The following is a 13,816-nucleotide window of genomic DNA, read 5'->3' on the forward strand; positions in this document are numbered from 1 at the left end:
AAGCCAGAGGAAGTTGAGCCGCATTCTAGGGGCACCCGATGCACTTTGTGTAGCGAACACTTAACTTGCCGATCAGCGCACCGCTTCGAACAACCCGGTGGCCCCCATGCCGCCGCCCACGCACATGGTGACGATGCCGTAACGCAGGTTGCGTCGCTGCAACTCACGCACCAGGTGCCCTACCTGCCGCGAGCCGGTCATGCCGAATGGATGCCCGATGGAGATCGAGCCGCCGTTGACGTTGTACTTGGCATTGTCGATTTCCAGGCGATTGCGCGCATACAGGCACTGTGAGGCGAACGCCTCGTTCAGCTCCCACAGGTCGATATCCGCCACCTGCAAGCCCTTGGCCTGGAGCAACTTGGGCACCGAGAACACCGGGCCGATGCCCATCTCGTCCGGCTCGCAACCGGCCACGGTGAACCCACGGAAAAACGCCTTGGGCTTGAGCCCCAGTGCCAGGGCTTTCTCCAGGCTCATCACCAGGGTCATCGAGGCGCCGTCGGAGAGCTGCGACGAGTTGCCCGCCGTCACCGAACCATCCTCGGCAAACACCGGCTTCAAACCTTGCAGACTCGCCAGGGTGGTGTCCGGGCGGTTGCAGTCGTCACGGTCGACCACACCGGCAAGGATCTGCACTTCACCCGTGTTCTTGTCCTCGACCTTGTACTTGACCGCCATCGGCACGATTTCATCGTTGAACAGGCCGTCGGCCTGAGCCTGGGCGGTGCGTTGCTGGCTTTGCAGGGCGTACAGGTCCTGTTCTTCACGGCTGACGTGGTAGCGACGCGCGACGATCTCGGCGGTCTGGCCCATGGGAAAATAGATACCCGGCACCTGCTCTTTGAGCAGCGGGTTGATCAGGTTGTCGGTGTTGACGCTTTTCATGGTCAGGCTGATCGATTCGACACCGCCGGCGACGATGATATCGCTGCAACCCGACGCAATCTGGTTGGCCGCAATGGCAATCGCCTGCAAACCCGAGGAGCAGAAACGGTTGAGGGTCATGCCGGCCACGCCAGTGCCCAGTTGCGAGAGCACCGCCACATTGCGCCCGATGTTGTAGCCCTGGGCGCCCTCGTTGGAGCCGGCGCCGACGATGCAATCCTCCACCGTCGCCGGGTCGATGCCGTTGCGGGTGAGCAGCGCGTTGACGCAATGGGCCGCCATGTCATCCGGGCGGGTCTGGTTGAACTTGCCGCGAAAGGACTTGGCCAGGCCGGTTCGCACGCTGTCGACGATCACTACTTCACGCATGGGCTACCTCGATCTTGTGGTTGTTGGATCGAGCATAGATCCCGCCCTGCGCCACCGCGACGATCATTCACCCCATAGATACAAAACCATGGCGGCCCGGTTCACTGTGGCAAGCAAGCGTGTTGTGGTGAACCGGCTTGTTGTGGCGAGCAGGCTTGCCCTGCGTTGGGGCGCGAAGCGGCCCCGAATCAGGCACCGCGGTTCTTCAGGCACGACTGAGTTGGCAGGTTTTAGGGCTGCTTCGCAGCCCAACGCAGGGCAAGCCTGCTCACCACAACAAGTCCGCTCACCACAACAGGCCTGCTCGCCACAACAAGTCCGCTCGCCACAACGAGCTGCATCATTATTTCTTTTTCTTTTTGTCGTGCTTGTCGGACTTGGCGAACGCCTCCTCCAGCGCCAGATTGATGGTGCGCAACACCTTGACCCGCGCCCAGCGCTTGTCGTTGGCCTCCACCAATGTCCAGGGCGACACCTCCGTACTGGTGCGATCAACCATATCGCCCACCGCCGCGCGGTAGTCGTCCCATTTGTCGCGGTTGCGCCAGTCGTCTTCGGTGATCTTGAAGCGCTTGAAGGGGATGTCTTCCCGGGCCTGGAAGCGCTCCAGTTGCGTGTCTTTGTCGATGGCCAGCCAGAACTTGACCACGATCACACCGGCATCGCGCAGTTGCTCTTCGAAGTCATTGATCTCGCCATAGGCGCGCATCCAGTCGGCAGGGGTGCAGAAGCCTTCGATGCGCTCCACCAGCACCCGGCCATACCAGGAGCGGTCGAACACGGTGAACATGCCGCGCGCGGGGATCTTCTGCCAGAACCGCCACAAGTAAGGCTGGGCGCGTTCGTCTTCGCTGGGCGCGGCAATCGGCACGATGTGGTACTGACGCGGGTCCAACGCCGCTGCCACCCGGCGGATCGCGCCGCCCTTGCCCGCCGCATCATTGCCTTCAAATACCGTGATCAAGGCGTGCTTGCGCATGCGCTTGTCGCGCATCAGGCCGGAGAAACGCGCCTGTTCGGTGATCAGCTGTTCTTCGTAATCGTCCTTGTCCAGGCGCTGGGACAGGTCGAGGCTGTCCAGCAGGCTCTTCTTGTCCACCGAGGCGATCAAGGGCGCCGGGTTCATGCCGCTGGCCTTGCCCTTGGGCAGCTTGAGCGCATTCTGCAGGCCTTCGAGCAGGAGTTTGCCCACGGTGAGGCTACGGTAGTTGCTGTCCACGCCTTCGATCACATGCCACGGCGCATAGTCGCGGCTGGTGCGGCGCAACACACGCTCACCGAAGTGCACGAACTTGTCGTAGGTCTCGGATTGCTGCCAGTCCAGCGGGCTGATGCGCCAGCTGTGCAGGGGGTCATCGGCCAGGGCCTTGAGCCGCGCCTTCATCTGTTTCTTGGAGAGGTGGAACCAGAACTTGAAGATCAGCGCGCCTTCATCGCAAAGCATCTTTTCCAGGCGCTCGGCGCCGGCGATGGCCTGGTCCAGGCGGGCGTCCTTGATCTGCCCATGCACGCGGCTTTGCAGCATCTGGCTGTACCAGTTGCCAAAGAAGATGCCCATGCGGCCCTTGGCGGGAAGTTGGCGCCAATAGCGCCAGGCCGGCGGGCGCGCGAGTTCTTCGTCGGTCTGCTGGTCGAAGGTGCGCACTTCGATCAGGCGCGGGTCCATCCATTCATTGAGCAGCTTGACCGTCTCGCCCTTGCCGGCGCCTTCGATACCGTTGATCAGGATAATCACCGGGAAGCGCTTCTGCTGCTGCAACTCGTACTGCACCTCCAGCAAGGCTTCTCGCAATGCAGGCACTTCGGCCTCAAAGGTGTCTTTGTCGATGGCGTGACCGATTTCGGCGGATTCGAACATGGGCAGCTCCGTTTCAAGATGGCTCAAGACTAGCGGATTGGGCAGCAACACGCGGCAGGAAATTCCACCGGCGCTTGCCGTGGGTCAATTCAATGCTGGTTGATCGGCTAGAATGGCGGCCTTGTCTTTACCGAGCCGCCCATGAACCCCATCACCCACGCCCAGCTCGACTGGGATGACCAAGGTCGCCCGCACTCGCGAATCTTTGACGACGTGTATTTTTCCGATAAGTCGGGCCTTGAAGAAACCCGCTATGTGTTCCTCGAACAGAACCGTTTGCAGGAGCGCTTCGCCGCGCTGCCCGTGGGTGGGCGGCTGGTGATTGGCGAGACCGGGTTCGGCACGGGGTTGAATTTCCTCTGCGCCTGGCAACTGTTCGAGCAACACGCGGTGGCGGGTGCGCGCCTGCATTTCGTCAGCGTGGAAAAGTATCCGCTGAGCCATACCGACCTGCAACGCGCCCTGCTGCTCTGGCCCGAACTGCAGCCCTTCGCCGAACAACTGCTGGCGCAATACATCGCGATCCATCAGGGCTTTCAGCGCCTGGTGCTGGATAACGGCCGCGTGACCCTGACCCTGCTGATCGGCGATGCCCTGGAGCAATTGCCGCAACTGGACGCGCAGATCGACGCCTGGTTCCTGGACGGCTTCGCCCCGGCGAAAAACCCGGAGATGTGGACCGCCGAGTTGTTTGCCGAGCTGGCACGCCTGGCGGCGCCAGGCTCGACCATCAGCACGTTTACCAGCACCGGCTGGGTGCGGCGGCTGATCAACGCCGCCGGGTTCAAGATGAAACGTACGCCGGGTATTGGCCACAAGTGGGAGATCCTGCGTGGAGAGTTTCTCGGTTGGCCGAGCGACACACCGGCACCCGCCGCAACCAAGCCATGGTTCGCCAGGACGCCCGCCATTGCGGGCGAGCGTCACGCCCTGGTGATCGGCGCCGGTCTGGCGGGCTGTGCCACGGCGGCCAGCCTGGCGGCCAGGGGCTGGCAGGTCAGCCTGCTGGAGCGCCATGCCGGCGTGGCGCGGGAAGCCTCCGGCAACCCCCAGGGCGTGCTGTACCTGAAACTGTCGGCCCATGGTACGGCCCTGTCGCAGTTGATAGTGGCCGGGTTCGGCTACACCCGGCGGGTGCTGGAGCACCTGCATCGCGGCGTCGACTGGGACGGTTGCGGTGTGCTGCAACTGGCCTTCGATGCCAAGGAAGCCCAGCGCCAGGCGCAACTGGCCGCTGCCTTCGCACCAGACTTGCTGCACCTGCTTGACCGCGACCAGGCCCAGGCCCGCGCCGGTGTCGCACTGGCGCACGGTGGGCTGTTTTTCCCCGAAGGCGGCTGGGTGCACCCACCGGCATTGTGCGAATGGCAAGCACACCAGCCGGGCGTGACCCTGCTGCCCCACCACGATGCGCTCGACCTGCGTCATGTCGATGGCCAGTGGCAAGCCTGGGACGGTGAGCGCCTGCTCGCCAGCGCCAGCGTGGCGATCCTGGCCGGCGCCGCCGAAGTCCAGCGCTTCGCCGACCTGCCCCTCAAGCGCATTCGAGGGCAAATCACCCGTTTGCCGCAGACCGCCGACAGCCAGGCCCTGGCCACGGTGGTGTGCGCCGAAGGTTACGTTGCCCCGCCACGCCTGGGCGAGCACACCCTGGGCGCCAGTTTCGACTTCAAGAGCGATGACCTTACGCCCACGGCCGCTGAACATGCCGGGAACCTAGAGCTGCTCATGGGCATCTCCGAGGACCTGGCCCAACGCCTGGGCGCCAACACCCTGGAGCCCGCGACGCTGGAAGGCCGCGCCGCGTTCCGCTGCACCAGCCCGGACTACCTGCCGATCGTCGGGCCACTGGCTGACCGCCAGGCGTTCGACCAGGCCTACGCCGCCCTGCGCAAAGACGCCCGGCAAGTGCCAGACGCCGCCTGCCCCTGGCTGGACGGGTTGTATGTCAACAGCGGCCACGGCTCAAGGGGGCTGATCACCGCCCCGCTGAGTGCGGAGCTACTCGCCGCCGGGCTGGACAACGAGCCGCTGCCGGTACCACGCGCCGTGGCTGACGCCTGCCATCCCAACCGCTTCGCCGTGCGGGCGCTGATCCGCACCACCACCGGCAAGGCCGAATGATCAACCGGCCGGGGCCTCACACACGGGGCCCAGCCCTTCGGTCCTGATGGCGTCCTCGGTCAAACGCTCGATCAGCACACTTTCAGCCTGCTCCCGTTCATTGAGGATGGCATGCATGCGAGCCCGGTAATCGGCATCGCTCAGTACCAGGCTTTGTTCGAAGATGTCATTGAGGCGCTCGTCATAGGGCGTGTTCAAGGCCTCGAAGCGAGCCGCATGGGCACGCTTGAGGTAGTCGGTCCAGAACGGCAGCTTCTTGAGATACGTCATCAGCTCGGGGGACAGCTCGGCCAGCGTGACTTCAGCCTTGGCATTATCCAGCGCCAACTGGGTGACCTCCCCCAGCCGCGAATAGCGCATGTGTCGAGGCTGGCCGGGCAAATAGAATTCGCCGACCAGGCCTGTGCGGAACGCCAGGCTGACCTCCAATGGATCGGCGGCAGGATGCAGGCCGCTATGACGCTGCGCAATCGCCTCCAACTGCTCCAGGCGAAACAGGCCACGGCCCAGTTTCAACAGCGGCTTGGGCGTCAGCGCACGCCCCTGGATGAGGGCCTTGGCATCGCTGATTTCCACCAGGACTTCCAGGCTGCTGAAGTTGACGGCGGCGCCATCGTCACAATTGATCGGCGTGGCGGCCCGTTCGAATATTTCCTCACGCAGTTCGCGGTTCATCGCGGCAGCCTCCAACACCCGCCAGACTCGGCGCTGCAGATCCTCACGCACGAACTCGGCGTCTTTGGTGCCGCCCAGTTCCGCGAGCAGCTTGAACAGGGCATCCGACCGGCGATCGTCCTTGAGCCCCGTCCACGTGAGTTTCTTCGCCGCATAGCCCGCCAGCCGTTCGTCCGCCAGCCACAATTCCCGCGCGCTCTGCTCGTTCAAACGGGCAATGTCGTCTTCCAGGAACCCCATCCCCGGACCGAACGCCTGACGGTAGTTTTTCAAGGCCAGTTGGCTTTGAACCGATAACGGGTTGTGCCGCAAGTTGACACCCTGGGCAAAGTTTCGCGGCACGCGCAATAGCCACTCCGGCAGCACGCTGATGTCATTGGCGCGCAAATCGATGTGTTCAAGATAAGGCAGGCGCCACAGGTCCTTGGGCAGTTCCTTGAGCCGGCAATTGCGCAACACCAGGCTACGCAGCGCAAACATACGGCTGATATCCGGCGGATCCAGCATCGGGTTGTCCGCCAGGTTCAACACCTTCAGGCGCGTCAGATCGGCCAGCTTGGCACGGGTGTATTCGGTGAGCTGGAGTTTGTTGTTGGTCAGGTACAACCGCTCCAGGCCCGGCATGTGCGACAGGGCTTCAGGTAGCCGGGTCATCTGGTTTTCGCCCAGTTCAAGGGTGCGCAGCCCCTTGAAGTGGCTGAGGAAATACGCCACATCGTCAGTCAGGTTCAAACGGCGCAATGACAAATGCTCGACGTGATCGAAGCGCACCTGGGCGGGCAATGTCGGCAGAGGGCCGATGACCATATCATCGAGCAACAGCCCAGGAACCTGGCGGGCGTGCTCATCGGGTAGGGTCGACATCCGTCGCCAGCACTTTTCGATGCTCTTCGCCGCCTGGTGGCGACTCAATCGATAGTCCCACAGGGGGTCGGCCTGCACGATACTGGCAGACTTCTCGGCACGCCAGCGTTTGAGTGCCGTGTGCAGCGCTTCAAACTCCTGCTCGCGCGCCTGGACGGCCTTGGCACGCGACAGGTGATCATGGCCCGCATCGCGCAAGAAATCGTTGACCTGCGACGGACTGAACAAGGGATAAAGCTTGTTGACCTTACGCACCAACGCCGCCGGAAAATGCTCTGCCTCGCCCCGCGCCGACTGGGTACAGATCAGCGGTTCTTCTTCCAGCAGCCCGCGTTCCGGCCACAGGTAACGGGCGACGCTGTCACGCTCATGCACCGTGGTGGCACGCAGGCGGCCCCGCAAGTCGGCGGCCTCATTCTCGGCCTGGAGCTTCAATGCAATACGCTGGCGTGGCAGCAGGCTATCGAAAAGCGCCGTGTACAAGCCGTCCGCGCCTGTCGCGACCGGCCCCAGGGCCTTGCCGTTTTGATCGAATGCCTGATACCCCTTGGGCGTACTGACCAGGGTCCTCTGCGTTGCGGCTGTTGACGCGCCCGCCTCGGCCAGCACCTCCCCGCCCAGGGTTTGCCTGCGCACCTGCAGCGCCAGGTCTCGGGGCCAGCCGGGCATTCGCTGCAGCATACCGACGGCCACGCGTCGGGTGCCGTCCCCCGCCAACTCCGGCCAGTACAGGCCCATCAGTGCGCGGTCCTGCTCCAACAGGTCCACCGCCTCGCGTGCCCGCTGGGCAAGCACCAGCGGTACCTGGCCAGTGGTGCGCAAATACCGGCGTTCCCTTAATGTGGCCTGTGAGTACAGCTCCCACGCCACACGGGGCGGCAGTTGTTTGAAGCGCTCGCACAACGGCACCAATTCGTTCAGGGCAACACCGGCGTAATAGGTGTACAAATGATCGAACACGGCTTGATGCCGGCTGCGCAGCGTGTCCAGCAGACGACGCTCCAGTGTGCTGCGCAGGTCGTCTTCCGCCACGCCCTTGCCCAACAGGTCGCTGCGTTCCTCGTCGCTCAAGTGCTCCAGCAAGGTGTCCATGACCCGCCCCTCCCTCAACTCCTTGCGGGTGATATGGATACTCAGGTCCTCATAATCGAAAGGTGCTGTTTCCGGATGCCTTTCCAGCAGTTCGCCCTCCTCGTCCAGCACCTCGAAAAAACGCCCCTTTGGCCAGCCTGGCACCAGCGGCAATGCAAACAATTGCGCGCGTGCGGTACTCGCATCGGGACGTTCACCACGCTCCAGGTACTCCATCAGTTCATGGACCCTGTCGTTTTGCTTATAGCGCAGCACTGCGTCATGAAAACGCTCGGGTAACGGCTCGCAGGCACTGCCCAATGCCTGCAGGTGTGGCAGGGTCGTTCTGGTGAGGGTCGCCAGGTTCGACAACGGCTCAGCGGGCAATTCGTCAAGGCTTGGGTCCAGTCGCCTGAGGCTGTAGACGGGGTCTTCCCATTGCAAGGGGCGCTCGTAGACATGCTGCCAGCCACCACGGAAGTTGTGCTCCAGCGGCGGGCGGTAAGCCTGCGGACGCTGTGGATGGATGACCCGCCACTTCTGCAGTCTGGTATCGAAGGCAACCGAATAGTGGTTTCCACCCATGCGGATGTAGGAGCGGCCGTTGACTTGGTACACCCCTCGAGAACTGGCCACGGTCTGGCGTGCGACCGGCTCAGGCTGTCGATAGGCATTGAGCCTTGGCCGCCAGAGCTTCTGGCCCTGGTCGGCAATGGTGACGGCTTCGAACTTCTCGAAGAACTCCGTAGAAGTGGTCAGGGTGCGCTTCAACGTCCCCACTACCCGCCCGCCTGCCACAAACAAGGCCATGCCGGCGACGTTTTCAGCCACGTTCACCAGATGCCGAAGTGCCTCGGTATGTTCATCGTGCTGCCAGTCCTCGACGGCCTCGAACACTTCACCCAACAGCTGTCCGACGGCGACCCCGAGCATCAACTGACCCAACACCGGCACCACCAACGACGCCACATTCAGCAGGTCCAGCCCCAGGTCCAGATAGCGCTGCATACGCTCTTCACTGGCTTGCTGGTCGACCTGGGCCTTGGGCACCGCCAGCACCAGCGCATCCAATTGAATCTTGCCGACAAAGGCCTGGAAGAAGAACCCGGTCAAGCTGGTTGTGACGGGTAAGGCGCGCAGTTGGCCAACCTTGCGTGTCCTGTCGAACGATTCGAAAAAATCCAGGCGGTTGGACTCATCCAGGTACCCTTCGAAAAACGTCCGGTAGCTCTTGATTTGCAGCTTCAAGGACAAGTACACCTTGAAGTCCTCCAGCGTCGGGTACTCGTACCAGGGCCTGGCGGGCTCGTTAGGCATGTAGACAATAAAGGGGCCGGTATCCAGGCTGCCCGGTGCGCTGTCGGAAAACACCAATACACTCCACACGCAGGTGTCATCGATGTTCAAGCCCTGCCAATTGATCAGGCCATTGCCCGGCACCTTGCTCTTGAGCTCACTGGCCGGACGGTCGAACCCGATCAGCTTGAGCAACCGCGCGTAGGTCGCGGCTTCGATATGCCCCTTGCACAAGGCAATATGCAGATCCATGCGCATGTCCATGAGTTTGCCCTGGCCAATAGTGACGGCGGCCTGGTTGTAGGAGCTGACTTCGTCTTGGCTTTTCGGGTCGGGCAGGTCGAAGACCTCTTCGATATGCGTTTGATAGAGCGCCCCCAGGTCCAGCTCCCGGCAATAGCCGACAAACTCGGGCACCGTCAGCCCGCGCATCGGCTGCTTGGTGGCCGCAGAGCGCACCACGGCGGCAACGGACATGCCCCCCGGCTCGGCGCGCTCTTCGGAGAAGTTCTGCATCGCCGCATGCAGCAGGCTTTGCTTGGTATAGGTTACGGTCTGGAGCAAGCCGCCGCCCAGGTCCGGGCTCACCCCAGTGAGCTTGCGCCTGGGCAGCTCCAGGAGGTCTTGCCTGACATCCGGCGACTCAACCCCTTTGGCCCGCAGAAAGTTGGTCAAGCGCTCTGCGCAGTACTGATCCAGCGGTTCCAGGCGGCTCAACAGGTAACGGACATTCTCACGGATCACCTTGCTGTCGATATGCGCCTGTTCAAGGGCCGTGAGTGTCGAAGCGTCGGCTTCAACCAACCAGTGCGGCAAGGTTTTGCGCAAAACCTGCGCCTTGTCCAGGTCGGCAGTCATATCGAGCAACGCCCTGTCCAGTTCATCTTGAGTCGCCCCTGCGGCGACCTCTCTCAAATCGCGTTTTTGCGTCATCGGCATGTCTCCTCAGCCAGCTGAACATGACGCCAAACGATAAGCCTGGCCTGGGTCACAACCGGGTATTTGTATACCGCCTTGCGACAGACCTGCCCCGCTTATAACCGATTGATCTAAAACTCCACGAATAGCCCCGTGTCAGTTTCTGGGTACGCGCCCTGTCGGGCGTATTGAGTTTTATGCTCCCCAACGGAAAAACCGGTAAGGAATTTATGTGCGGATTAGCTGGAGAATTACGTTTCGATGCCCAACCTGCCGACCTGGCAGCGATTGAACGCATCACCCATCACTTGGCCCCGCGAGGCCCTGACGCGTGGGGTTTTCATGCCCAGGGGCCGATAGCCCTGGGCCATCGGCGCCTGAAAATCATGGACCTGTCGGACGGTTCAGCCCAACCGATGGTCGATTCGCACCTGGGCCTGAGCCTGGCGTTCAACGGCGCGATCTATAACTTCCCGGAATTGCGAGAAGAGCTGGAAGCCCTGGGCTACGCCTTCTATTCCGGCGGCGACACCGAGGTGCTGCTCAAGGGTTATCACGCCTGGGGCGAGGCACTGCTGCCCAAGCTCAACGGCATGTTTGCCTTCGCGATCTGGGAACGCGATGCCCAGCGCCTGTTCATCGCCCGCGACCGCCTCGGCGTGAAGCCGTTGTACCTGTCGCGCACCGGTCAGCGCCTGCGCTTTGCCTCGGCCTTGCCGGCGCTGCTCAAGGGCGGCGATATCAACCCGATCCTTGATCCGGTGGCGCTCAACCATTATTTGAATTTCCACGCCGTGGTGCCGGCGCCACGCACCTTGCTGGCGGGCATTGAAAAACTGCCGCCAGCGAGCTGGATGCGTATCGATGCCAGCGGCAAGACTGAACAAAAGACCTGGTGGACCCTGCCCTACGGCCCGCGCGAAGACGAAAAAAACCTGAGCCTGGAAGATTGGACCGACCGCGTGCTCGACAGCACTCGCGAAGCCGTGGCCATCCGCCAACGCGCTGCGGTGGATGTGGGGGTGCTGCTCTCCGGTGGTGTCGATTCGAGCATGCTCGTCGGCCTGCTGCGTGAAGTCGGCGTACAGGATTTGTCGACCTTCTCCATCGGCTTTGAAGACGCCGGTGGCGAGGCCGGCAACGAGTTCCAGTACTCGGACCTGATCGCCAAGCACTACGGCACGCGCCACCATCAATTGCGCATCGCCGAAAGCGAGATCATCGAGCAACTGCCGGCGGCCTTCCGCGCCATGAGCGAGCCGATGGTCAGCCATGACTGCATTGCCTTCTACCTGCTGTCGCGGGAAGTGGCCAAGCATTGCAAGGTGGTGCAAAGCGGCCAGGGCGCCGATGAGCTGTTCGCCGGTTACCACTGGTACCCGCAGGTGGACGGTGCGGCCGATCCCTATGCAGCCTATCGCGATGCATTTTTCGACCGCAGCTACGACGACTATGCCGCCACTGTCGCGCCCAAATGGCTGACCGCCAACGATGCGGCGGGCGACTTCGTGCGCGAACATTTCGCCATGCCCGGCGCCGATGCGGCGGTGGACAAGGCCCTGCGCCTGGACAGCACGGTGATGCTGGTGGACGACCCGGTCAAACGCGTCGACAACATGACCATGGCCTGGGGCCTGGAAGCGCGCACGCCGTTCCTGGACTACCGCCTGGTGGAGCTGTCGGCCCGCGTGCCAGGTAAATTCAAGTTGCCCGATGGCGGCAAGCAAGTGCTGAAAGAAGCGGCGCGCCGGGTCATTCCGAGCGAAGTCATCGACCGCAAGAAGGGTTACTTCCCGGTGCCGGGCCTCAAGCACTTGCAGGGCGATACCTTGAACTGGGTACGCGAACTGCTGCTCGACCCGAGCCAGGATCGCGGCCTGTTCAACCCCGCCGCGCTGGACCGCTTGTTGACCGACCCGCAGGGCCAATTGACGCCGTTGCGTGGCTCCAAGCTGTGGCAACTGGCAGCGCTGAACCTGTGGCTCAGCGAACAAGGAATCTGATTGATGAAACCTCTTGCAGCGGCCTATAGCCAACGCTTGATCAAGGGCCAGGCGCCGACCTACGAGCGCCTGCAGGCGCGCCTGGCAGAAGACGGCAGCCCATTGGCCGCCGAGCCGATTGCCGTGCATTGCGGCTGGGGCCGGTTGCTGATCGGGCATACCTTTCCCGACCCAGCCAGCCTGGCCCAGGAGCTGCTCCATGAGCAACCGGGTGAGCGTGATATCGCGTTGTATGTGGCGGCGCCCCAGCAGATCCTGGGGATTGATCCCCAGCAGCTGTTTCTCGACCCCTCCGACACGCTGCGCCTGTGGTTCAGCGATTATCGGCCGGCTACCCGGGTGTTTCGCGGCTTCCGCATTCGGCGGGTGCAGACCGAGGCCGATTGGCTGGCGGTGAATCAGCTGTACCAGGGGCGTGGCATGCTGCCGGTCGACGCCGAACGCCTCACGCCGCGTCATCAAGGCGGCCCGGTGTACTGGCTGGCAGAAGATGAAGACAGTGGCGCAGTGATCGGCAGCGTGATGGGGCTGAATCACCAGAAAGCGTTTCATGACCCGGAAAACGGTTGCAGCCTGTGGTGCCTGGCGGTCGACCCGCAATGCACGCGCCCGGGCGTGGGCGAAGTGCTGGTGCGTCACTTGGTGGAGCATTTCATGAGCCGTGGCCTGAGCTACCTGGACCTGTCGGTGCTGCACGATAACCGCCAGGCCAAGAACCTTTACGCCAAGCTCGGTTTCCGCGCGCTGACCACCTTCGCGATCAAACGCAAGAATGGGATCAACCAGCCGTTGTTCCTCGGGCCTGGCCCGCAGGCGGGGTTCAACCCCTATGCGCGAATCATTGTCGAAGAGGCCCACCGACGCGGTATCGATGTGCAGGTGGATGACGCTGACGCCGGCCTGTTCACATTGAGCCATGGCGGGCGCCGAGTGCGTTGCCGTGAGTCGTTGAGCGACCTGACCAGCGCTATCAGCATGACCTTGTGCCAGGACAAAAGCCTGACGCACAAGGTGCTGAAGGCCGCCGGTTTGAAACTCCCCGCGCAGCAACTGGCGGGCAGCGCGGATGACAACCTGGAGTTCCTCGATGAGCACCAGCGCATCGTGGTCAAGCCGTTGGATGGCGAGCAAGGCCAGGGCGTGGCAGTGGATTTGCAGAGTATCGAGGAGGTGCAGCAAGCCATTGAGGCAGCGCGGCAATTCGACAGCCGTGTGTTGCTGGAGAGTTTCCACCAAGGCCTGGACCTGCGCATCCTGGTGATCGGCTTCGAGGTGGTGGCCGCTGCGATCCGTCGCCCGGCGGAGGTGACCGGTGATGGTCATCATTCCATCGGCACGCTGATCGAAGCCCAGAGCCGCCGTCGCCAGGCGGCGACCGACGGTGAAAGCAAAATCCCCCTGGATGGCGAAACCGAACGCACGCTGAAAGCCGCTGGTTATGACTACAGCAGCATCCTGCCCCGTGGCCAGGTCCTGGCCGTGCGCCGCACCGCCAACCTGCACACCGGCGGCTGCCTGGAAGACGTCACCGCCATCCTGCACCCCACGCTGGTGGACGCCGCCGTGCGCGCCGCCCGCGCCCTGGACATCCCCATGGTGGGCCTGGACCTGATGGTGCCCGCCGCCGACCAACCCGAGTACGTGTTTATCGAAGCCAACGAACGGGCCGGCCTGGCCAATCATGAACCGCAACCGACCGCAGAGAAGTTTGTGGATTTGCTGTTTCCCCATAGCTGAACGATCCGACCTT

General features: G+C 62.8%; 6 protein-coding genes. 3 read left to right on the forward strand and 3 right to left on the reverse strand.

Annotation, left to right across the window (positions count from 1 at the left end; all coding sequences use genetic code 11):
• Nucleotides 1-72: 72 nt before the first annotated feature.
• Together ACZ445_RS21135 and pap are read right to left on the reverse strand one after the other, a co-directional pair.
• Nucleotides 73-1,257, reverse strand: a complete 1,185-nt coding sequence (locus ACZ445_RS21135) for a thiolase family protein (RefSeq protein ID WP_058424995.1) — start codon at nt 1,255-1,257, stop codon at nt 73-75.
• Nucleotides 1,258-1,600: 343 nt separating this feature from the next.
• Nucleotides 1,601-3,115, reverse strand: a complete 1,515-nt coding sequence (pap, locus tag ACZ445_RS21140; protein ID WP_179028369.1) for a polyphosphate:AMP phosphotransferase — start codon at nt 3,113-3,115, stop codon at nt 1,601-1,603.
• A gap of 141 nt (nt 3,116-3,256) precedes the next feature.
• Between pap and mnmC the strand changes: the two genes are divergently transcribed.
• Complete coding sequence (mnmC, locus tag ACZ445_RS21145) at nt 3,257-5,239, forward strand: bifunctional tRNA (5-methylaminomethyl-2-thiouridine)(34)-methyltransferase MnmC2/FAD-dependent 5-carboxymethylaminomethyl-2-thiouridine(34) oxidoreductase MnmC1 (RefSeq protein WP_464707524.1); 1,983 nt, start codon at nt 3,257-3,259, stop codon at nt 5,237-5,239.
• Here the strand turns inward: mnmC and ACZ445_RS21150 are convergent, their stop codons facing one another.
• Nucleotides 5,240-10,078, reverse strand: coding sequence for an NEL-type E3 ubiquitin ligase domain-containing protein (locus tag ACZ445_RS21150; RefSeq protein WP_464707525.1), 4,839 nt, complete (start codon nt 10,076-10,078; stop codon nt 5,240-5,242).
• A 215-nt stretch (nt 10,079-10,293) separates the two neighbouring features.
• Here ACZ445_RS21150 and ACZ445_RS21155 point away from each other — a divergent pair, with 215 nt between their 5' ends.
• Nucleotides 10,294-12,066, forward strand: a complete 1,773-nt coding sequence (locus tag ACZ445_RS21155; protein ID WP_464704257.1) for an N-acetylglutaminylglutamine amidotransferase — start codon at nt 10,294-10,296, stop codon at nt 12,064-12,066.
• 3 nt (nt 12,067-12,069) lie between these two features.
• Entirely contained in the window at nt 12,070-13,803 is a 1,734-nt protein-coding gene (ngg, locus tag ACZ445_RS21160; RefSeq protein ID WP_464707526.1) for an N-acetylglutaminylglutamine synthetase, read from the forward strand.
• Nucleotides 13,804-13,816: the final 13 nt, after the last annotated feature.

This window comes from Pseudomonas allii (assembly GCF_055380095.1).

Coding starts and splice junctions, on each gene's coding strand:
- ACZ445_RS21135 (WP_058424995.1), bottom strand. CDS start 1,257: ATGCGTGAAGTAGTGATCGTCGACAGCGTGCGAACCGGCCTGGCCAAG.
- pap (WP_179028369.1), bottom strand. CDS start 3,115: ATGTTCGAATCCGCCGAAATCGGTCACGCCATCGACAAAGACACCTTT.
- mnmC (WP_464707524.1), top strand. CDS start 3,257: ATGAACCCCATCACCCACGCCCAGCTCGACTGGGATGACCAAGGTCGC.
- ACZ445_RS21150 (WP_464707525.1), bottom strand. CDS start 10,078: ATGACGCAAAAACGCGATTTGAGAGAGGTCGCCGCAGGGGCGACTCAA.
- ACZ445_RS21155 (WP_464704257.1), top strand. CDS start 10,294: ATGTGCGGATTAGCTGGAGAATTACGTTTCGATGCCCAACCTGCCGAC.
- ngg (WP_464707526.1), top strand. CDS start 12,070: ATGAAACCTCTTGCAGCGGCCTATAGCCAACGCTTGATCAAGGGCCAG.